Raw genomic sequence first — 22,610 nt, 5'->3', positions numbered from 1 at the left:
GCTACTAGATAAATTGCGATATTTGCAAGTTGTACTCGGTCGCTATGGCTCAATCAGTCATTGGAGCTATGATTTACTGCCAGAAACTCTTGTTGCCTAGAATATGAAGTTTTGTGTTTAGATTCAACACTTCTGTCCTTGCCCAAGTTAATGATCCCAGCAACACAGTCAAATGCGGCCAATCATAAAAATAAATAAGGAGATGAATCCAGAGAATTGGCCCCGATCGCAAGGTATAACCATGATTCACCACTTGTTTCTACGTCTGCCCCGCTAGCTATGACTGACTTCCTCCAGCCTGATCCTGAAGTTCAGCATCTACGACAACAGCTTGCACAATCCCAAACTGCCTTGGCCGAAGCCCAAGCGCAGCTAAAAGCCCTGCAAGCCAAACTGGAGGAGTCCAAGCCTCGTCAGCCCAGCCCAGTCCCAAAATCCCCATCAATATTTTTGAATAATCCCTTGAAGTGGCAGCAGATTATGGATCTCCTGCCCGTTTGTATTGCCTATTGCGATCAGGATTTATATTATCGCTACGTTAACCAAAGTTATGAGGATTGGTTTGGTCTCTGTCCTCAAGAGATTTGTGGAAAGCGAGTCGCTGAGGTAATCGGTCAACAAGCTTATCAATTAGTTAAACCCCACATCGATCGGGTCTTAAAAGGGGAAATTGTGACCTATGAAAGTGTTGTTCCCTACGCCCAAGGAGGCCAGCGCTATATTCGAGCCACCCTGATTCCCGACCAAGCGATCGATCAAAGCGTTCATGGTTATTACGCCATGATTGTTGACTTCACAGAGCACTTCCAACTAGAACATGCCCTCCAGGAAAGTCAGCAAAAATATCGAACGCTCTTTGAAATTTTGCCCGTTGGGGTTTCCATCGCTAACGCCAGCGGTCAGATTTTGGAAGCCAATCCAGAATCCAAACGAATTTTAGGCGTTTCCAAAGAAGAACATACTCAGCGCACCTGCGATTCCCCGGTGTGGGAAATTTTGCGATCGGACGGCAGCCCCATGCCCGCCGAAGAATATCCCTCAATTCGGGCCTTACGTGAAGGTTGTCCGATTCAAAATATCGAGCAAGGCATTGTGCGGCCCGATGGCACTTTGCGCTGGATTATGACCAGTGCAGCCCCCATTCCACTAGACCCCTATGGTGTCGCCATTGCTTACATTGACATCACCGATCGCAAAGCCACAGAAGAAGCCCTACGCCGCAGCAACGCCCACTATCAATCCTTAGCCAATGTATTACCGCAATCCCTTTTTCGTGAAGACTGTCAGGGGCGTTGCACCTTTGCCAATCAGGCATTTTTAAACTTGCTGAATTTGTCAGATTCAGAAATTTTTGGCAAAACGGTTTATGACCTCTATCCCAATGATTTAGCAGCTCGCTACAACCAAGAAACGCGCTGGGTTTTGGAAACTGGTCATATTTTAGATGTCATTGAACCCCATCCAACACTGAGCGGCTCTCAAGAGGGTTCTGAATTAAGTCTTGTGCAGGTGGTGAAGACTCCTGTTCGTGATAGCGATGGCCAGATTATTGGCATTCAAGGCATCTTTTGGGACGTGACAGAACGAGTCCATTTAGAACGAGCACTGCGTGAATCGGAAATTAAACTCAATGCCGTTTTAAGCAACACGGCTGCGGCCATTATGAGCGCCTATGTTTTTTCCGATGACAGCCATCGCTATGATTACTGCTCGGCTGGATGTGAAGATTTATTTGGCTATCATCCTTCGGAGTTTTTAGCCAATCATCAATTGTGGTTATCGATTGTTCATCCTGAAGATCTTCAAAAGATTGTTTTGCCCAATTTTGAAAGTATTTTGGCAGAAGAAACATTTCAGTTCAGTTACCGATTTCGTCATCGAAGTGGAGAATGGCGCTGGGCGATGGTAACCGGCACATCGCAATGGGATTCTGAAATCAATGGTTGGCGCGTCACGAAATTTCACATCAACATTACCAATCAAAAACGCTTGGCTGATGATCTGAAAATCATTAACGATTTATATAATCTCGCCATTCAGAGTATTGGTGAAGGCGTTTGGGATTGGAATATTTTGGATGATTCCATTTTGGTATCGGAACGCTATTTAGAGCTGTTGGGCGAAGAGCGACGAGGAATTCAATCACCACAACTCTTTGCTGAAGCTGCTTTTTCCCAAAAAATCCATCCTGAGGATCAAGAGCGGTGGGAAAAAGCTTTAATGGCCCATCTTCAGAGCTATGAACGCTATGACATTGAAGTACGATTTCAACATGCCCAAGGTCATTACATTTGGGCGCGAATTCGTGGGCAAGCGGTTTGGAATGGGCAAGGGGAACCAGTCCGGATGGTAGGGACGATCGAGGATATCAGCGATCGTAAATTTGCAGAGGCGGCCCTCAATCAACGGGAGCAGGAATTTCGCAATTTGGCAGAAAATTCACCGGATTGCATTATGCGGTGCGATCGGGAAGGGCGCTTTCTCTATGTCAACCGCACGGTTTTGCAACTTTGCAGAATTGCTGAACAGGATTTTATTGGTAAAACCAGCAGAGAGTTAGGATTTCCAGAAGACCTAGTTCAGATGTGGCATGAGGGGATGGCAACGGTTTTGGAAACCGGTCAGAAGGCTTTTTTAGAATATGAAATGCTGTTGCCGGACGGTGGCCATATTTTTCAGTCTTGGGTGGTTCCGGAGGTGATGCAAACGCCAATTTTTGATCGAGAGCACCCCAGCGCATTGATGACCACACCCCGTTGGACGAGTTTGGAACATCTGCAAAACTTCATGGCCAGTTCGGCACTGAACACAGCCCCACTGGGCAATTCTGCAACAGCGGAATCCCAGTCATCGAATGTGATGGTTGGTTCAACGGCAGTCGAATCGTTACTAGTTGTGGCGCGGGATATTACCCATCTCAAGCGAGCGCAAATTGCCCTTCGCCAACAGGCCGATCGGGAACGAACCTTGCGTTCCATTACCCAACATATTCAAAGCAGTCTTGATTTGAGCGAAATTTTGGATATTGCGGTGACGGAAGTGCATCGAACCCTGCAAGCCGATCGCACCTTTATCCTGCGTTTCCATGGGGATTATTCAGGATCAATTATTCAAGAGGTGGTGAAAACAGACTATCCTTCCGTGCGCGATCGACAGTGGCCCAAAACCAACGCCCTCTGGTCACGGTCTAGGGCAGAATCTGCGCCTCGGACACAAATTATTCAAGAAATTCCGATCGATCGCCCTCAAATACACTTGGCACGGTTGATGGAAGCCACGGGAGCACAATCTCAAGTGATGGCTGCCATTGTGGGCACTTTGCCCCATGGTGAATCGCATGTTTGGGGACTTTTGATTGTGCAGGCCTGTGCTAATGCCCGTTCTTGGCAAGGAGATGAAGCCGAATTGTTGCAACAGGTGGCGGATCAGTTGGCGATCGCCATTCAACATTCTGAACTATTGGAACAGTTTCGATCGCAAGCGGAGCAACTCCAACAGGCTAACCATTTTTTGGAAGAAATTAACATTAAGCTCAATGATTTGAGTAACCGCGATGGACTCACGCAAATTGCCAACCGCCGCTGTTTTGATGTGGTTTTGCAACAGGAATGGCAACGGTGTCAGCGAATTCAAGAACCGCTATCGCTGATTTTATTTGATGTGGATTTCTTCAAAAAATATAACGATTTACATGGACACCCAGCCGGTGATCAGTGCCTAATTAGCATTGCGCGATCGATTGATGGATTACTTCAGCGCAACACAGACTTGGTGGCTCGGTATGGCGGTGAGGAATTTGTGGTGGTGTTGCCCCACACCGATTCTGGTGGTGCAACCCAAATTGCAGAATTGATTCGCAAAACCGTTTTGAATCTGCAAATTTTCCACTCAGAACACCAAGGAATTACCCATCATGTAACTGTGAGTTTGGGAATTGCCAGCCAAGTGCCTCAGCTCGATCGCCCCTGCCAAGATTTGGTGCAAGCGGCCGATCGGGCCCTTTACCAAGCCAAGTCCCTTGGTCGTAATACTTGGGTGTTGGCTAGCGATGACTTGCCTAATCAATATCCCAGCTCCGATCAGGATTGAAACGAAAAATTAACGGCAGAAAAACAGCACAGACAAGGGGCTTAAGCCCCTTGTCCTCCATGGCTTTGCAGCAAAAGAATCAGAAGTTTAGTACTTGAGAAATTGCTGCCATTGACCGATCGCTTTAGCTATCTTATTGGTTGAGAACGGGCAGGAAATTTCCCAGAACTCCCAGCACCAACGATTGGAAAATGCTAATAAAAACTGCCCCCAGCAAGGCACTCCAAATGCCATTTTTGAGGCGGAAACCTTCCACCAACCAAGCAGCTAGACCAAACAGCAAGGTGCTAACAATTAAAGAAAACAAGCCCAGCGTGAGCAACTTGGGTAAGAAGGTGAGCCAGCCGGGAACGGCCCGCGCCAACCCCTGAAAAATGCCCAAAATAATACCGGCGATCAAGGCCTTCCAAGGGCTATCGACTTCCACGCCAAACGGCAAATAGGTTAGCAGAATCAGGCCGACGGCAATGACGACGGCCACGATCAGAAAAGAAACCACAATTCCTCATCCTTGGGGACACACCCCGGTTGATCCACCCACGATTCGATCGGGCAGTCGCGGCGGGAGTCCGATCGGCGGTGGATGGGCTGAAGCGGCGAGAGCTGGCCTCTTCGGAAATGGCTCCTTGGGAAAGCCAGCCCGCGCGCTTTTCAATTCTGAGCGATCGCTCTCGGATTTGAGTAGAGCTGGCGGGGCAAATTCTTTAGGCGGAGACGGCAACCTCGCCAAATAGATCGTAGGGTTCGGCTGCGGTGATCGTGACCGGGACGATCGCCCCCAGGCGAGCCGGCCCAGTGACATAGACCAAACCATCCACATCGGGAGAATACCGAGCCGATCGACCCAAGAATTGTCCCGTTTTCGGGTTCACCTGCTCAATCAGCACATCCACCGTTTGGCCCACGTAGGCCTGATTTCGCTTCAGGGAAATGGGCTGTTGCAGGGCCATCAGTCGATCGCGCCGACCATCCATCACTTCCTGCGGGAGTTGGTTGGGCAAATTAAACGCGGCAGTTCCCTCCTCGGGCGAGAAGGTGAACACCCCCACATGGTCAAATTCGTGGCGCTGCACAAAGTCGCACAAATGCTCAAAGTGCTCCTCCGTTTCGCCGGGAAAGCCCACAATGAACGTGGTGCGCATGACGGCATTGGGCAATTGCTCGCGAATTTGGGCCAAGAGCCGATCGTTCACATTGGCCTGCCAAGGGCGATTCATCGATCGCAGCACTTCCGGGTGGGAATGCTGGAGCGGCAAATCAATATAGGGCAAGATATTCGGCGTTTCCCGAATGGCCGCAATCACCGATTCTGTCAGCCCCGTGGGATAGGCATAGTGGATTCGCACCCAAGGAATGTCCACCTCACCGAGGGCCCGCAACAGCTCCGCCAGCTTGGGCTTGCCATAGCGGTCTAGGCCGTAGTTGGTGGTGATTTGGGAAATTAAGATTAGCTCTTGCACCCCTTCATCGGCCAGCTTGTGGGCTTCGGCCACAATCGACTCGATCGAGCGCGATCGCTGGTCGCCCCGCAAGTGGGGAATGATGCAGAACGCACAGCGGTAGTCACACCCCTCCGCCACCCGCAGGTAGGCCGTGCCTTCGGCCGTGGTGCGATAGCGAGGGACGGTCTCATCGGCAATGTAGGTTGGTTCTTCCGAAATTTCCTGAACGCGCTCGCCCGCTTCCGTTCGCTGCACCACATCCACAATCTTGTGATAGTCGCCCGTGCCCACCACGGCCACGGCTTCCGGAATTTCATCCAAAAGGGTGTCCCGAAAGTGTTGAGCCATGCAGCCCGTGATCACAATTCGTTTGCCCGCTTCCGCCAGGGAAACCAAGGTGCGCACCGATTCTTCCCGTGCCTCCTGAATGAAGCTACAGGTGTTGACGATCGCGTAGTCTGCCGCATCGTCGTTGGCACTCACGTCATAGCCTGCCTGGGCTAGCAGGCCCATCATATGCTCGGTGTCAATGCGATTTTTTTCGCAACCGAGGTGAGTAACGGCGATCGTGGGTTTTCCAGCCATAGCTTGCAGTTGCAGTGCCGTTGAAGCGAGGGGTTAAGGGGTTAGCAGAGTCGAATCCACAATTATTCACCATATCAGCCCAAATTGCGCGTCCAATCGATCCCAGGGATTTTGATCAGATTTCTGGCGGGTGGGGAATTGTATGACTGGGGTGATGCGCGGGGTGATGTATGGGGTGATACATGGGAGACGGATGAGGCAGTGCCTGGGGCTTGAGGGGGCTTGGGCTGGCGAAATTAGAGTTGAGCAATGGGGCCGATCGCCCGGAGCAGCCAATCCGCCATCGCCCCTTGTGCGGAATTCTCCTTCTGGCTGATCTGCACGGAATTTTCCCGATCGGCACTGTACCTTAGAGGAAGAGATAGGCAGTCTCTGTATCGACGATCGCCTCAATTTGTCCCAACTATACGGACAAGACTGGTGCAACTCCCGGTAGCCTGCCATTGCCAGCTCAAGGCTGCTTTGTTTGGGATCACCAACCCGCTGCTCCATTCCTGGCAGCATACGGGGCAACCGTAAGGGTTAAGTAGCCGATCGTGGAGTTGATCGCTAATGGGTCTCTAACCGATCGCTCACCGATCGTTCCCGATCGTGCTCGATCGCCCGTGATCGGTTTTGAGCGCAAACGCAAGGTGGCGTTAACCGCGTTTCGAGGGTGCATCAGCCGGCGATTCATGAGGAATTTTTGAAAATCGCATGAAAATCGCATGAAACTTGACAGCTCCGCTATTGCCCACAAAGCTATGCAACATTTACCCGAAAGCATTAGCGACGCAATTAACACCAGCGAACTCGGCGCGTTGATTGCTGAACACCGCAACACCCTGTTGTGCGAATTGTTACGCCCCATGCTGGATACCCTCGATCGCGAAGGCATCCAATTTTCTGCCGTGTTGCGTGCCCTGGCCACCGTGGCCAACGAACGCAGCAGCCAGCTTGAGGCCCTGAATGGATCGAACCCTTGGGAGCGCTGCAATAAGCTCTTGCACCAAGCCCGTGCCAGCGCTGAAGAGGCCGAACGCGCACTGCGCCCCAAAAGCCGCACCAGCCCCCGATCGATCGCAACTCCCGCCGCGATCGAACTGCGGGAAACCCGGCCCTCCTTGGACGAGCTGCCCGAAGAAGAAGCCTGGGCCCGAGAGCTACTGAGTGAATCCTGAAGACAAGGGGCTGAAGCCCCTTGCCCGCAATTTACCCTTTACCCGCCATTGGCCACTGATGCCACCGGTTGGGCGTTGATCCCATTAGGTGTTAGTGCCATTAGGTATTGATCCCACTGGGTGTTAGCTCCCTCAGATATTGATCCCATCAGGCATTAATCCCGTCAGCGGAACCCTTAGCCTAAACAACCGGCTGAAAGGTTAGTTAGACAGTCGGCCGCAAGGTCGGCCTAGTCGGCTTAAAAGTCCGTATTCACGAACTTACCGGCCAGCTCGGTGGGCGTTTTGCCCAACACCAGACCCAAGGTTTTGAAAACCCCATTGTCGTTGAACGTAATCGCCGTGCTGGGTGTGGAGCCGCCGCCGGAGTCGTTCAAAGTGATCGCCAGCAGTTGCAACTGACTTTCCTGCAAGCCGCCGGTTAGGCCAATGCGATCGTTTCCAGTACCAAAATCCACGATGAAATCTGCGGCGATCGCCCCGCTGGCATCAGCCACCGCCGCCGTGTCCCGCCGCAACACCAATAGATCATCGCCAGCCCCACCCACCAGGGTATCTTGTCCCAGATCGCCCACCAGGGTGTCATTGCCCTCTTCGCCATTCAGGAAATCGTTGTCCTGACCACCCCGCAGGATGTCATTACCCACGCCACCCAAAATCAGGTCATTGCCCTTGTTGCCGCTGAGTACGTCATCCCCGGTGGAATTGAGGCCATCACCCACCAACAGATCGTCACCTTGACCACCATAGAAGGTGTCATTGCCCCCCAAACCATAGAGGCTGTCGTTGCCTAGGTTGCCGTAGATGATGTCCGCTTGGGCACTGCCGGTGATTTGGTCATCGCCCCCCAAACCCCGCACGCCTGCCGGGGTGGTACGGAGCACTTCCGCCGACAGCGAGCTAGTGGAGAAAAAGTTATTGGTATCGTCAAGATCGTAAAACGGGGGGTTAGGGCCAATAGCCATGATTACAAACTCCTAATCGATGAATAGTTCCGGAACTGGTTAGCCTAGGGACCGTTTAGCCGTTGAGCCTTGAATTAGACCGCTGTGGGGGCTAGTTCGTTCATGGTGTGCAACCAGTTCCTCCAGAAACTTGAGCACGATTTGTGCTCCCGCTGAACTCAGCCTTGAATTCCGGCCTTGAATTTCAGATTCCAACCCGTAAAGTCCAGTCTTGAATAATGACTGGCATTGGCGGGCAAATCAGCACGATCGCCCTGAGAAGTTTCCCCCCAGAGATCGTGCCATTAGTGGCGGTCTTTTCGGATCCGGGTTAGGGCTGGGGACGCTGACGGCGGCGTTGTCGTTCCCGATCGCGCGATCGCGGCCCTGGTTGAACGGGGGTTCCGGCTGGGGTGCATTTAAATTGAGTGGCCAATTGAGTGGCTGATATTGAGCGGCTTACGGATTGGTTACCCCCTCCAAGGCCGCGTCGGTTTCGTCGTAGAGGGCTTGCAGTTGGCCGACCACAGACTCATCGGCGGCCCAAAATCCACGACCATTGGCTTCCAGCAAACGACCAACAATGTTGCGGAAGGCTTCCGGATTGGCGCGGCGCAGGCGATCGGCCATGGCTCGATCGAGGGCGTAGGTTTCGGCGGCTCCGTCATAGACCCAGCGATCGGCAAAATCCGTGGTGCCGCTCCAACCCAACAGGGCCGTCATCCGTTGGGAAATTTCAAAGGCCCCGCCGGAACCCTGGGCGGCCATGGCTTCGGCCCACTTGGGATTCAGCAATTTGGTGCGATATTCCAACCGTAAGAGGCTGTTTAAGTCGCGGGGTTGGGTGTTTTTGCCGAAACTTTCCACAAAACTTGCGGTGACGGGGCGCTGTTGCTGTTGTTCGGCGGCACGCTTCAAGGCTCCGGTGTTGGCGTAGTATTCCTGGATATCCGTCAAGCCATATTCCACGGAGTCGATTTCCTGGACAATGCGCCCGGTGGTGGCCAAGAGTCGATCGAGCACTTCTGGGCGGGCTTGCCCCCGATCGCGCCGACCGTAGCTAAAGGCATTGCGCGATCGCCAGGTTTGGGCCAGCTCATCACCAGACTCCCAATTCCCATCATTGACGCGATCGTTCACAAGGGAGCCAAAATCCCCCGCCGGGTTTGAGAAGAGCCGAGCACTGGGATTTTCAACCCCTTGGGCCTGAAGCTCCAGGGCATGTTTACGAATGAAGTTTTGTTCGATCGGTTCATCGGCCGCCGCCGCCCGCGCAAACAGATCATCCAAAAGTTCCAAAATATTGGCGAAACTGTCTCGAAAAATGCCCGATAAATTAGCCAACACATCAATTCGAGGACGACCCAATTGAGCCAGCGGAATTAACTCATAGCGAACAATTCGGCCCGTACCTTCCTTAATTGGTTCTGCGCCCACTAATTCCAACAAGATGCCCAAGGATTCACCCTTGGTTTTAATGGCATCCAAACCCCAAAGCATCACGGCAATGGTTTCGGGATAGCTGTTCGGTTCCTGATCATGTTCCTGTTGGTGTTGGGCAATCAATTGCTGGGCGATCGCCTTGCCCCGTTCGTAGGCTCCTGGGGAGGGCATTCGGTAAGGATCAAGGGCGTGAATATTGCGGCCCGTGGGCAATGCGCCGGGCCCGTCCCGCAACAGGTCTCCCCCCGGTGCGGGCGGAATATATTCCCCATTCAAGCCCCGCAATAAATTCGTTAGCTCATCGGTATTTTGGTTGAGCAAATCCCGCAAACGAATGGCTTCTTGAATCCGTTCTGAGACTTTGGGATCCAACTCAAACGATCGATTGGGATATTCCTGCTGGAACCAGTATCGATAGGCATTCAGGGGGCGATCGAGGTCGGATCCTTGGGCGATCACTTCCAAGACTGATCGAGGTAAATCCGCCTCAAAGTAGGCTTCCAAATAGGACAATAGTTGCTCGGCATTGGGTGCAGCTCCCAACACATGCAACCCACTAGAAAAGAGGCGCTGTTCTAGTTCTTGCAGGTATTGATAAACCCTTGCAAAGTAGCGATCGAGCAAATCAGGGCCAAACAGCTTCAGGGTTTCCGCACCCAACTCCACCCCCAATTGTTGGGCTTCCGGCAGCGGACAATCCCGATCGAGTCCCGTGTCAATTAACCGTTGGGCGATCGCATCCCGCAGGGCCGTATTCGCCTGCGGATCCTCGCGATATTCCGCAATTAAATCACGCAGATTCACCAATTCCTTATACAAACCTGCTCGCCCATAGGGAGGCACATTGTGGGAAATTAACACCCCATAGCCCCGGCGCTTTGCCAAGATCGACTCCGAAGGATTATTGGCCGCATAGATATACAAATGGGGCAGATTTCCCAACAAAATATCTGACCAAGAATAGCCCGTGTTACCCAAGGGAGATCCCGGCAACCATTCCACCGTTCCATGCATTCCAAAATGGACGATCGCGTGGGGTTGCCAAACCCGCTGCAACCATTGATAGAACGCAGCGTATTGGGGATGGGGGGTCAAGTCTCGCTCAAACATCAAGCGCATGGGATCGCCTTGCAAACCCAAAGGCGGCTGCACCCCAATCCAAACGTTTCCAAAGTAAACACCCCCAATGTGCAACTCATCCCCAAAGGTTTTAATACCCGATTCCGTGAGACCACCCCACTGTTTTTGAATCCGAGAACTGCCGAGATATCCTAACCATTGATCAAGGATTTGAGCCGGAACCCAGCCATCATTCAAGGGAGCCTGGTGTGGGTGCGATCGGGAAGGATGGCCCAAAGACCAACGATCATCGGCAGCTTTCACCTGTTGAATAATCGCCTCGCCGTCGGTGGGCAATTCACCCACGTCATAGCCTTGAGCTTGCAAAGACTCCAGCAGTTTCAAGAGCGATCGGGGAACATTCAACAGGGCCGCTGTTCCCGTTGCGCCATACCCCGGTGGAAAGCCATATAAAATAATCGCCAACTTGCGATCGCGTGGTGGGGTCTTGCGGAGTTGAATCCAGTTTTTGACGCGACTGGTTAACCGTTGAACACGCTCCGGAATCAGGTAAATATCATCTCCAACCAAGCCACCCAAGGGCACAGTATCAATTGCCCCGTCCAACTCCGGCAGGGCATACAGCACCACACTTTGGAGACCACCAATTCCCTGTCTTGTCCAGGATTTTAGGTCTTGAATAAGCAAAGGAGCGGCGACTAAATAGGGCACATTTTTAGCTGCCAAAATTCGCTGGGCCACTGCCACCTGTCGCCCAGCTTCCATGGAACCGGCGGGGCCACCCACCAGCGGAAATCCAATCGTGGAAACAATTGCATCCACCAACACCGCATCAGCCGCCAGGGATTTCAATTCCCGATCGCCCTGGGCCCGTTGTTGCTGTTCATGGCTGGTGGTCAGCCAATCTCGGACAATCACATGGGCTTCCACGCCATTAATAAAAATGGGCAGAGGTAGCAAACCAGCCGCTTCAAAATGGCGAATCAGTTGAGGAATATAAGCCTGTTGCGTCACCACATGTTTTCGGTAGAGCAAAATAGCTACTACCGGGCGATCATGAGCAATTTTGGAGGCTTCCATTGTCGATCGCCCCGAATGATCAAGATGATCAGGATGATTAATTGGAGGCTCCGACAACTGGGGCGATCGCTGTTGACGATACCAGTTCAAATAATCTTGAGGATTCAAAAAATAGCCCGCATATTCAGGGTGCAATAACCCCATATTGGGCGTTTCAATCGGTGGTGCAATTTCCCCGATCGAGAGATCCAAATATTTTTCAGCCAAAATCCAAAGCATGGCGGCCACATTTTCCAAGCCACCAGCATTCCAATAGCCATAGATAATTAGCCAATTGCGCAGATCTTGTACCTTTTGAATCGGCACAAATTTCAGCAGCTTGGGCCCAGTTTTTAAAAAGCTGAGATAACCAGCCAGTCGATCTTCTTCTCGGCCGCTGGAAAATTTACTGAGAATAAACTTCACAGGCTTTGGCATTCCCGAAGGCTTGTCGCCAATTTTGAACGCCCCAATCTGAGTGAGGGAAATTAATTCCAAAGCCGACTCAAAGACCAAACAAATAGGGATATGTTGCACCCGATCGCGCAACCAAAGCACCTGCTCATAGTCAAAAATTAGGCTGGCAAAAAACACATCGGCTTCTGCTAAAGCTGCGGCCACCCGATCGGGTTGTTCCGTAATGTCACGATCGGTGAAGGTGGTCACTTGCAATTGAGGACAACGCTCGATCGCCCGGTGGGCAGCTTTTCGGTACAAATCGGCGTTAAAAGTCTCGAACCCAGCAATGAGAACAATGCGCTTCATGGTGATGGAGGGTAGTGCGAGCGGAATTTAACGCAGGAGATTGGCAATCGATCAGTAATTAATCGGCAATTGATCGGTTGATCGGTAATTGGTCGGCAATCGATCGAAAACTAGCCAAAAGTTCATCGAAAACCAACCAGACATTGATCGGAACCCGATCGAAGCTTGATCAAAACTGAACCGGCCCTTGACCAGAACTTGACCAAAACTTGACCAGAACTGAGGTCGATCGCCCCTTGGGAGCCAGGCGGAGCCACTTGTTAAGCTAGCATCACCTGACTTTTCGCTGGGCTGTTTCCCTGGGGCCCTGTGGTTTGAGCAAAACGCAATTGCCATCGCCCAAAGACTCCGATCCCTGGCCGGCAGCGGTGACCAATTGCGCCCCAGCCTATCTATTTTGACGAAATTTTTACGAAACCTGGACTGGAGAAACCCATGATCCCCAACTTTTTCCCCACATCCCAAAGTCCTGAGAGTGATGCTGCCGGTGCTGCTTGGCAAAAGGTGGCGATCGCCGTGGTTCATGGCATTGGAGCCGGTGATCCTGACTACAACAGCGGCAAAGCTGACCAACCGGAATTTATTCGCAGCTTGCAAAATAATCTAATCGATCGCTTCAGTAAACTAGGCATTTCTGACAAGGAATATCATCAGCGGTTCGTGATGGCTCCAGTGTATTGGGCAACGGTTTTGGAAGGAAACCAACAGGATTTGTGGGCCCGATTCCAGCGCCAAAGTGCCATGAATTGGGATCGAATCCGAGAATTTATGGTGTCCTTTGTTTCTGATGCCATTGCCTATCAGGTTAGTCCGCGCGGTCGCCATTCCTATCACGCCATTCATCGATTTTGTGCCCAAACTTTGCACACCCTGGCCCAAAAAGCTGGCCCCAAAGCACCCCTCTGCGTGATTGGTCATAGCCTTGGCTCGATCGTTTCCTATAACTATCTTCTGGACTTGCAAGCGGAATTTGGGAACAACACCGAAGCAGAATCGCTCTTTCGAGAATCGGTGTTGCGCCAAGTGGGCAATAGCCCCTTGGAACGGGGTGAAACCCTCAGTTTGTACTACACCTTGGGCAGCCCCTTGGCCCTTTGGACACTGCGCGATCGCGATGGGGGCTTGCCGATTCAGTTTCCGGCCCCCCGCCTGACAGAACATTATCCTCAACTAAACTCAGCCACCGAATGGGTGAATGTTTACGATTCTGATGATGTGATTGCCTATCCATTACGACCCATTAATTCAGCTTTTCAACGGGCAGTGAAGGAAGATTTGAACGTGAACGCGGGAGAAGTCTGGGAAAGCTGGAATCCGCTTTCTCACAATGGCTATTGGAAAGATCCAGAAACGGGCGATCGCATCGCCCGATCGCTCCTGAACCTATCTCGATTGATCAATGGCCGCTGATCAATGGCCGCTGATTAGGTTTCTGATTAGGTTTCTGATGAAGTTTCTGATGAAGTTTCTGATGAGGTTTCTGGTTAGGGCTGAGTAACAGGAATTTCGAGAATGAACTTAGCGCCGTGACCCATCTGAGATTCACAATCGAGCCGACCACCGTGGCGATCGACCACGATTGAACGGGCGATCGCCAGCCCTAATCCTGTGCCAATACCCGTGGGTTTCGTGGTGAAAAATGCTTCAAACAACTTCTGCTGTACCTCCGGTTCAATCCCTGGTCCATTATCAGAAACGATAATTTGCACCCATTTTTGATTCAGGGATCGGGTTTGAATTTTAATTTCCGGTTCCAAACCGCTCATGTGCTCCCAGTCCAAGTCATCCAAGGCATCGATCGCGTTAGCAATCAAGTTCATGAAAACCTGGCTCATTTCCCCGATCGAACATTCAACGAGAGGCAGCTCCCCATAATCTCGAATGATTTTAAATTCCGATCGGCTGCCCTTGGACTTTAATCGATGGCGCAAAATGATGAGGGTATTTTACAACCCTTCATGCAAGTCCGCTGGGGCGAGCTGTTGATTGCCCATTCGCGAAAAATTGCGCAAACTTGCGACCAAATCGCGGATTCGATCGGTTCCTAAACGCATGGATTCCAAAATCTTTGGAAAATCCTCCATCATAAAAGGCAAGTCCAAATCCTGCGTTTGGGTTGCCAAATCCGCTGGCGGCTCTGGATAGAATATTTGATAGAGCTGCAAGACATTCATCAAGTCTTCTGCATAATTACAGGCATGAACCAGATTGCCATGAATAAAATTCACAGGATTGTTAATTTCATGGGCCACTCCCGATAGCAACTGTCCCAGACTGGATAGTTTTTCCGCCCGCACCAAACTAAGGTGGGTGTCTTGCAAATCCGCCAAGGCTTTTTCCAGGGCCGCTGTGCGCTCAGCCACCCGAATTTCCAATTCTTGATTGCGATCGGCTAAGGCTTTGGTGAGGGATTGCAAACGCAAATGTAAGCGCACCCGCGCGAGGACTTCATCTTGCTGAAAGGGCTTGGTGATATAGTCCACAGCCCCTAAATTGAGACCACGCACCTTATCATCCACTTCCGAGAGGGCGGTCATGAAAATGATGGGAATGGCGGATGTTTGGCTATTGGCCTTCAAGCGGCGACAGGTTTCAAACCCGTCAATTCCTGGCATCATCACATCCAGCAAAATCAAATCTGGGGTTGCAAAATTGACCCGATCGAGCGCCACTTCTCCAGATTGGGCGATCCAAACTTCAAACCCCGCATCATCTAATAAATCAGACAGCAAACTAAGGTTAGCTGGCATATCGTCCACAATCAGAATCGTGGGACGATTTTCAGCGGCATCGAGGGACATGGCTCAAGGATGGAAGGTTTTGCAGTAAAAAGGGTGCTGGGAGAATTGAAGGATCGCCATTTAAGAATCGCCATTGAAGGATCACCAATCACTTGACCAATTGCTTGGCCAATGAAATGACTGGGCCCGTGAAGCGCTGGATCGAAAGTGCTGAAAATCAGGTTGAGGCATCAACAATCATGAACTAATCATTAAGAACAAGCAAGACTTTTCCTGAGAAGATTCTGAATGGCTGGTCTTGCCGGTTTTTGTGATGAATTATGATCCCGGGGATCATAAATGCTTGATGATTTGAACGATTATTGCGCTCAACTTCATGATCCTCAGAAAGTTTCAGAAAGTTATTGAAGACCTTTGATGGTCTCTATTCTCTCGAAAAAAGCTATTTTCAGCAATTTTTCAGCCAATTAATTGACCGGAGATCCCGATCACCCGTTTCTGTTTGGTCTAACGCTTCCTTCCCCGTTAATTTGCGTTCGATCGCCCCGGCGCTTGACTTAAAAGTTCCAAAATTCCCTGATCGTTAAACGCCTGGGCCAGGCTCTTGAGCTGTTGGGCAAAGGGAGCAAGGGTTGGATCCTGTTCTGCCAGGGCTTTGGCTTGGCGCTTCAGGGCGTTGAAGTTGCCTTTGCGGGCCAGGGTTTCGAGCTGCTCCAACAACTCGGGGTCGATCGGGTAGTCGATCGGGTAAATGAGTGCATCCGGGGGCAGGTCGGGTTCCGCCGCCGACTGCGCCAAGGGTGACGAGGCGATTGCACTGGCTTCATAAACCCAAACCAATTGCAAGTGTTTTTGCAGCAGGTGCAATAGCTCGTGGGTTTGCACCGGTTTGGGCAAAAAGTCGCTGCCACCCGCATCCAGGCTTTGTTGTCGATCGCTCTCAAAAACGCTGGCAGAGGACACAATAATCGGCAATTGCTGCAACTCAGGATGGCGACGAATCAGATCAATCAGGGTGTAGCCATCCAAGTTGGGCATTAACAAATCCGTAATCACCACCTGCGGGCGATGGTGCTCCAAAAACTGCCAAGCCACGGCCCCATCTTCCGCTTCCTGAATCACAAACCCGATCGGCTCCAGCATCTCCCGCAGCACGGCCCGGTTTTCCCACTTGTCATCCACCACCAGCACTTGGGGCGCATCCCCTTGAATGCCAACAATTTGCCCCTGTTGTGTCATGCGGGAATGGCGGCTCCACTCGGCCGCCACCGGCAAGGACACTGCAAACCGAAAGCTGCTGCCGACTTGGGGTTGGCTCTCGACGGTAATTTGACCGCCCATCAGCTCCACAATTTGTTGGGAGATCGCCAGCCCCAGACCCGTGCCCTCCGTTTGGCGCTTGGTCTCGCCCACCTGCTCAAAAGGCAGAAAAATGCTGCTGAGTTGATCTGCTTCTAGGCCAACGCCCGTGTCTTGTACTTCAAATTGCACCCGATCGCCCCCCATGGCCAACACACGCAGGGTGACCGTGCCGCTGTCCGTGAACTTGATCGCATTGCCCAGCAAGTTGAGCAACACTTGGCGGAGACGCTTTTCATCGGTGCGGATGCCTTCCGGTAAGTCATCGGCAATTTCTTCTGCGAATTGCAACCCCTTCAGTTCCGCTCGCAGACGGCACATTTCCGTTACGCCACGCAGAAAGGCCCGAAAGTGAAATTCTGTGGGGTGCAGTTCCATTTTGCGGGCTTCGATTTTGGCCAAATCCAGCACATCGTTGATCAGGGTCAGCAGATGAGTGCCACATTGGTGAATCACGCCAATTTTGGCCAGTTGCTCTTCGTGCAAATTGCTCGATCGCTGCAACACCTGGGCATAACCCAAAATGCCGTTCAAGGGGGTGCGCAACTCGTGGCTCATGTTGGCCAAAAATTCACTCTTGGCCAAATTGGCCACTTCCGCCGCTTCCTTGGCTTCCGCCAGGGCCAGTTCCGCCTGTTTGCGGGCGGTGATATCAAACAACACGCCGCTAAACACAACCGTGCCGTCATCGGTGCGTTTGGGGGTGGAAGCGCCTTGCCACCAACGGAGGGAACCGTCGGGACGAATCAACCGAGCCTCATAGACCCATTCCGTGGGGTTGTCTACCACGCGGCTCACAGATTCGATGTAGCCGTCCCGATCGTCCGGGTGGATGGCACTAATAAACCGGCCCAGGTCAGCCATGAATTCTTCGGCACTGAATCCCGTTAGCTCGCTGACGCGATCGCTCATGTAGTCGATCGTCCATTGGCCCTCGTGATTGCTGAACTGAAAAATGGCTCCCGGAATATTTTGGGCAATGCTGCGCAGACGGGCTTCGCTGGTTTGCAGGGAGGCTGTGCGCTCGGCCACCCGTTCTTCCAAAGCTTGGTTGCTGGCGGCCAATTCCTGAAAGGACTGTCGTAACTGCTGGGTCATGGTGTTGAAGGCCCGAGCCAGTTGATCCGTTTCGGCGGTTCCTTCCGTCATCACCACCTGATCGAGCTGATTGGCGGCCACGGCATCGGTGGCCGCACAGAGTTTCACCAAGGGCCGTGACACCTGCCGCCCAATCCACCAACCCAGCCCGATCGCCACAGCCAAGGCCAGCAACATGATGGTGAGGATGTCTCGACGCGCGGCCATCACCGGCCCCGCAAAGTCGGCTTCCGGAATCGCCGTCACCAACAACCAGTCCAAACCGTTGCGATCGCGCAGGGGCGACACTTGAACCAGCAACCGGGTTTGTTGGGTGGGGCCAATGAATTTGGTTGTGAGTTGGGTGGTTGGGGTGTTGGGCGGAATGGCGGCCCAAGTGCCAAAGCGCTGTTCAATGGTGGTAACGGCCGCTTGCAAAATTGAATTTTTGAGGTCTTTGGCCCGAATTCGTTTTCCCTCCGGGGAGATCGGGTCGTTGGTGGAGGTGGCAATCACCTGGCCCGATCGCTCCACAATGGCCGCCACCCCGCTGTGGCCAATATTTTGGGCCCGCAAAAAGGTGCTGATTCCTTCCAAAGCCAGGTCAGAGGCAAACACCCCCACCAGTTGTCCGGTGCGATCGTATAGGGGTTGTACCGCTGAAATGCCCAATTCCCCCGTTCCCGAAAAGGCAAACACCGAAGTCCAATGGGGTCTGCGGGCGGCAAGGGCCGTTTTGAACCAGGGGCGATTGCGCACATCATAGAGCTGGCTGCCTTTGAGGACGCGCCGCCCTTGGCGATCGACCTCGATGGTTCGCCGCAAGCCCGATCCCAATCGATCGCTTCGTTTAATTAGGGTGCTGCTGGGCAATTCCCGAACTTCCAAGGAGCCGCCGGCCGCGGTTCCAAACTCCGTGGTGGTGACCAGGGGAAACAGTCGCAACTTTCCGTGGAAATAGGTTTCCAGCGCTGAAAAATCTGTCAACTTCACCTGATCAGCCGCAAAAGCCTGCACATGGAGCTGATTGAGGCGCAACGGCTCGCTCAGGTATTGATGCACGTAGGTTTGAATTTGCCGATCGACCTCGGAGCCAAGGCGGTTCATCAGCGCATCCACGGCCCGTTGTCCTTGAACGAGCACCACTTGTCCCGTTAGCCCCACGGCCACCAACGCTTGCAAGGTCGTGACCAGGACAATTAATTTGCTCAGGGGCCAACGGGGCGATCGGGCAAATTCAGGTGCAGAGCCAGATTCAGTCACAGTGAAGATACCGAGTCAGGGGGCAGCGGGCCAGCGGCGGGCCCATCCCCATCATCGCCGTCCCCTCCCCCCAACTGCCACCAACCGGCCCGATCGCCACAGCCCGATCGCCCAGTTCCTGATCAGGGCCCTACAGCGGAATCGTGACCGATCGAAACTGGTAACCCGCTGTTTTGAGTTTCTGATTGGAAACCCGCGCATTGTAAGGACGCTGGGCCGATTCCGCCGGATTCCAAGTCACCCCCGGCCACCCTCGGCGGCGAAAGGCCCGATCGAGCAATTCCGCTTGGGTCAAGGGTTCGTCATGCACCAGGTTATACAGCCCCGACAGCCGTGCCGCTCGGGCAAAGGCGATCGCCCCCACAATGTCATCCAAATGGATCCAATTACTCCAGTCTTGGCCACTGCCCGGCCGCCCTTGGCCACTGGCCGATCGAAAAATATCCGCCACCTCGCGACCGGGCCCACAAATGCCCCCCAGCCGAAACACACAAACGGTCAAACCGTCCCGCGCCGCACCCAACAACACCTGCTCGGTTTCCAGCAAGATTTGGCCATTGTCCGTGGTGGGCTGGGGCGGCGTGGTTTCATCCACCCAAGCCCCACCCCGATCGCCATAAACCCCATAGCTGCTGGTGTAGATCACCTGGCGCAGTTGGGACAATTCAGGCAACAGTTGCGCCAGGGTTTGGGCGCTGTGCAAATAGGTTTCCCGATAAATGCCCGATCGCCGGGGCCCCAAACAAACCAACAGCGTGGTTTGCCCAGCCAGGGCCGACCGCAACCCCGCTTCATCGTCCCCCCGCAAGCAAAGGGCCCGATCGCAACAATCCGCCAGCTCCGCCAAGCGATCGGGGGTGGTGGTCGTGCCGGTGACGGTCAATCCTTGCGATCGCCAATATTGCGCCATCAGCCGGCCCACATAGCCACAGCCCAAGATCATCACCGACTCCGACCCTGAGCGATTGATTGCAGCGTCCATCATGGAAAACACGGGAGATCAACAAAAAAATCCACAACAGGAAATCCACAACGGGAAATGAATCCCAAGCTCGAAACAGCAATCACCTAAAAAGTAACCACCCAAAAAGCCATTACTTACAAAGTAATTACCTCAAAAATAATCACCTCAGAAGCGGTGAGCCTTTAACCGCGTCGTTCCTGAAGCTTGCGATAAACCGCTTTTAAATCCACCTGATGATGGGCGATCGCCACCAGGGTGTGATAAAACAAATCCGCCACTTCTGAGGCGATCGACTCCGGATCATCATCCTTACAAGCCATCACCACTTCGGCCGCTTCTTCGCCAATTTTTTTGAGGATTTTGTTATCCCCACCGGCCAACAATTTGCAGGTATAGGACTCAGGATTTGGGTTGGCCTTGCGCGATTCAATCACCTGAAAAACCTGCGACAACGTATCAGCAGGCGGCGGAACCACTTGCCCATCCACTTGGTGGAAACAACTGCGGGCCCCCGTGTGGCAAGCCACATCCCCAATCTGTTCAATGGTCATTAAAAGGGCATCGCTATCGCAGTCATAGCGAATGCTTTTGAGCTTTTGAATATGTCCGGAAGTTGCGCCCTTGTGCCACAGTTCTTGGCGAGATCGGCTCCAGTACCAAGCCTCGCCAGTTTCCAGGGTTTTTTGCAAGGATTCCGCATTCATCCAAGCCATCATCAACACTGTGCCATCCAGGTAGTCTTGGGCGATCGCCGCGACTAATCCTTGTTCGTTGTAGGCGATGCGATCGACTGGAACGGCACGGCGCAAAGCTTCAAGATCGGTGGCCATAGAATCGCTGCTGTGGGGGGGAGTGAGGATTGGGCAAACCATTGGCCATCGGGCGCAATGTTGCAGCGCCAACCGGCCGCCAAATGGCAGGACAAATCATAGCAACTTTCCATCGCTTCCCCGCTGCGGGGCCGATCGAGTTCCGCCCGATCGCCCAACCAAAGAACCCATCAAGCGCCTCGATTAACCCAACCGGATAATCTGCCCACCCTTGCACCGTCCGTTAGGGCTGAATCGGCAGTCGATCGCCCGGTTGCGCCGGAGCCGGTGACTGGTTGGGTAACAAATACGGCTGATTCAAACCATTGCCGCCCAAGCCGGGGTTATTCGGGCTGCTGGGATTGGAATTATTGGGACTGGAATTATTGGGATTGGAATTATTAAAGCCAGGGCTATTGAAACCCGGATTCCCAAAATCGCCCCCCTGACTCGGATCGTTGGGCACGAGGGGCTGATTGCCGAATTGGTCGAAGTTGTCGGCCGGTCGCTGGGCTGGGTTTTGGCCGCTGGGCAAGGTGGCCAGAGCCACCCGATCGCCCCCAACCGATCGCAGCAAGTCCAACACCGCCACCACATCGCTATAGAAAGCCGACTGGGAGGCATAGAGGACGATCGTCCCGTCGGGTTGGGCTTGCTTAAAGGCTTGCAGTTGGGTCAGCAGCGCCTCTTTGGTCACCGGGGCTTGCTGAAAATACAACTGACCGGCGGGGCTGAGGGCCACCATCGCCAACTTGCGCATCTGGGGCTGGCCCGTGCTGGCTTGGGGCAGGTCTACCCCAATGCCCTGTTGGCGCGTCAGCCCGATCGCCGCCAGGATAAAAAAGGTCAGAATGCAGAAAATCACATCGATCAGCGGCACGATCTCAATGCGAATTTCTTGATCGGACGAGTCGAGGTTGATTTTCATAAATTGATTCAGAACTTGATTCAGAAATTCATTCGATTATGCGAATTAATGGCACGATCGGCACTGCAAATCTGGGCATCGAAATTGATACGGCCTTGACCTAGCGCAGACCTAGCGCAATGGATACATTAGGTCGCAGATGCCATGAAGTTATGGGTTGGTGGGCATTGCCCACCCTACAGGCTACTACTTCGCAACCATCTTTAGAACTGATAGCGATCCTGCTCAATCCAAAGGCTGTGGGCCACGGCCTGCCCATCAGCACCCACGCGAATTTCCACCACAAACGGTAAGGGGCGATTCGTGCGAGGACGTGCCCAATTCATGCGGTTCACGCCATTGATTTGGTCATTGATTTGATCTCGCTTGGATTCGTCCATGTAATAGGTTTCCAGGTTGTAGCGGGGCATGGCGGCCATGATTTCACCCCGCAGGGCCACTTGGTTGACGGGCAGTTGGCCCGGGCGATCGGGACGAATGGCGACCGGTTGCCAGGGCTTGGGCCGATCGGGCAGTTGATTGGGGTCTTCGGTGGCGGTGTTGGTCGGTTGTTGCAAAATCAGGTAAAACTCCCGCCGTTCATAGGGTAAGCGCGGTTTTTGTTTTTGATCTCGATCGGTGGCGATGGTTTCCCAGCCGGGCAGCTTTTCCAAAACGCTCACCTGGCTAATGTCATAGCTGAGGGTTTGGGAATAGCCCCGCATCCAGTCGTAGGGATCCACCGGGCGGGTTTGCAACACCACAGCTCGCCCCCAGTAGTAGGTCATGGCCGATTGAGCTGGAACCCCGATCGCCAGGCCCAACTGCAACAACATCGGGATCCAAAATCGCCAGCCGGCCGCCTTCGGAGGGGGGCTATCTGGGGCGATCGGGGAAATCAGGTCTTGGGTCATGGTTCAGGT

The 22,610-nt window shown here is 53.0% G+C and carries 15 protein-coding genes; 4 read left to right on the top strand and 11 right to left on the bottom strand.

All coding sequences use genetic code 11. The features are described 5' to 3' along the window. Nucleotides 1-279 precede the first annotated feature (279 nt). Nucleotides 280-4,089 carry a PAS domain S-box protein gene (locus H6G53_RS16940; protein ID WP_190534988.1) on the top strand — a complete coding sequence of 1,270 codons (3,810 nt, stop codon included), beginning with the start codon at nt 280-282 and terminating at the stop codon, nt 4,087-4,089. A 133-nt stretch (nt 4,090-4,222) separates the two neighbouring features. On the opposite strand, the gene H6G53_RS16935 is transcribed toward H6G53_RS16940, so the two are convergent. Further along, the gene (locus H6G53_RS16935) at nt 4,223-4,588 is read right to left on the bottom strand and encodes a phage holin family protein (RefSeq protein WP_099533266.1); all 366 of its coding nucleotides are present in this window, start codon (nt 4,586-4,588) and stop codon (nt 4,223-4,225) included. 29 nt (nt 4,589-4,617) lie between these two features. Between H6G53_RS16935 and H6G53_RS16930 the strand changes: the two genes are divergently transcribed. After that, the gene (locus H6G53_RS16930; protein ID WP_190534985.1) at nt 4,618-4,770 is read left to right on the top strand and encodes a hypothetical protein; all 153 of its coding nucleotides are present in this window, start codon (nt 4,618-4,620) and stop codon (nt 4,768-4,770) included. Between the two features lie 23 nt (nt 4,771-4,793). On the opposite strand, the gene rimO is transcribed toward H6G53_RS16930, so the two are convergent. After that, a complete protein-coding gene (gene rimO / locus H6G53_RS16925) occupies nt 4,794-6,116 on the bottom strand; it encodes a 30S ribosomal protein S12 methylthiotransferase RimO (protein WP_190527391.1) in 1,323 nt (440 codons plus the stop codon). 707 nt (nt 6,117-6,823) lie between these two features. On the opposite strand from rimO, the gene H6G53_RS16920 reads away from it, so the two are divergent. Then, the gene (locus H6G53_RS16920; RefSeq protein ID WP_099533268.1) at nt 6,824-7,276 is read left to right on the top strand and encodes a hypothetical protein; all 453 of its coding nucleotides are present in this window, start codon (nt 6,824-6,826) and stop codon (nt 7,274-7,276) included. A gap of 239 nt (nt 7,277-7,515) precedes the next feature. Here H6G53_RS16920 and H6G53_RS16915 read toward each other — a convergent pair whose 3' ends face one another. Both H6G53_RS16915 and bchH read right to left on the bottom strand, forming a co-directional pair. Further along, entirely contained in the window at nt 7,516-8,241 is a 726-nt protein-coding gene (locus H6G53_RS16915) for a calcium-binding protein (protein WP_190354984.1), read from the bottom strand. 438 nt (nt 8,242-8,679) lie between these two features. Continuing rightward, nucleotides 8,680-12,567 carry a magnesium chelatase subunit H gene (gene bchH, locus H6G53_RS16910; RefSeq protein ID WP_190534982.1) on the bottom strand — a complete coding sequence of 1,296 codons (3,888 nt, stop codon included), beginning with the start codon at nt 12,565-12,567 and terminating at the stop codon, nt 8,680-8,682. A 435-nt stretch (nt 12,568-13,002) separates the two neighbouring features. Between bchH and H6G53_RS16905 the strand changes: the two genes are divergently transcribed. After that, nucleotides 13,003-13,977: a hypothetical protein gene (locus tag H6G53_RS16905; RefSeq protein WP_190354981.1), complete on the top strand. Its 975-nt coding sequence runs from the start codon at nt 13,003-13,005 to the stop codon at nt 13,975-13,977. 74 nt (nt 13,978-14,051) lie between these two features. Here H6G53_RS16905 and H6G53_RS18830 read toward each other — a convergent pair whose 3' ends face one another. The 7 genes from H6G53_RS18830 to H6G53_RS16875 all read right to left on the bottom strand — a co-directional run bounded on the left by H6G53_RS18830 (nt 14,052) and on the right by H6G53_RS16875 (nt 22,601). Beyond that, nucleotides 14,052-14,402, bottom strand: coding sequence for a HAMP domain-containing sensor histidine kinase (locus H6G53_RS18830; RefSeq protein WP_347343154.1), 351 nt, complete (start codon nt 14,400-14,402; stop codon nt 14,052-14,054). Between the two features lie 111 nt (nt 14,403-14,513). Continuing rightward, nucleotides 14,514-15,368 carry a response regulator gene (locus H6G53_RS18825; RefSeq protein WP_242030947.1) on the bottom strand — a complete coding sequence of 285 codons (855 nt, stop codon included), beginning with the start codon at nt 15,366-15,368 and terminating at the stop codon, nt 14,514-14,516. A 465-nt stretch (nt 15,369-15,833) separates the two neighbouring features. Further along, nucleotides 15,834-19,007 (bottom strand): ATP-binding protein, encoded by a 3,174-nt coding sequence (locus H6G53_RS16895; protein WP_190534979.1) that lies wholly within the window; start codon nt 19,005-19,007, stop codon nt 15,834-15,836. Nucleotides 19,008-19,137: 130 nt separating this feature from the next. Next, complete coding sequence (locus H6G53_RS16890) at nt 19,138-19,992, bottom strand: SDR family oxidoreductase (RefSeq protein WP_242030946.1); 855 nt, start codon at nt 19,990-19,992, stop codon at nt 19,138-19,140. A 161-nt stretch (nt 19,993-20,153) separates the two neighbouring features. Then, a complete protein-coding gene (gene hisIE / locus H6G53_RS16885) occupies nt 20,154-20,801 on the bottom strand; it encodes a bifunctional phosphoribosyl-AMP cyclohydrolase/phosphoribosyl-ATP diphosphatase HisIE (RefSeq protein WP_099533290.1) in 648 nt (215 codons plus the stop codon). Nucleotides 20,802-21,024: 223 nt separating this feature from the next. Next, a complete protein-coding gene (locus H6G53_RS16880) occupies nt 21,025-21,708 on the bottom strand; it encodes a biopolymer transporter ExbD (RefSeq protein WP_190534976.1) in 684 nt (227 codons plus the stop codon). Between the two features lie 203 nt (nt 21,709-21,911). Then, nucleotides 21,912-22,601, bottom strand: a complete 690-nt coding sequence (locus H6G53_RS16875; protein WP_190534973.1) for a GDYXXLXY domain-containing protein — start codon at nt 22,599-22,601, stop codon at nt 21,912-21,914. Between the last annotated feature and the right edge of the window lie 9 nt (nt 22,602-22,610).

Origin of the sequence: Limnothrix sp. FACHB-406, from assembly GCF_014698235.1 — a bacterium.
In the GTDB taxonomy this organism is placed as follows: domain Bacteria; phylum Cyanobacteriota; class Cyanobacteriia; order CACIAM-69d; family CACIAM-69d; genus CACIAM-69d.
This window is presented reverse-complemented; position numbering and strand designations above follow the sequence as displayed.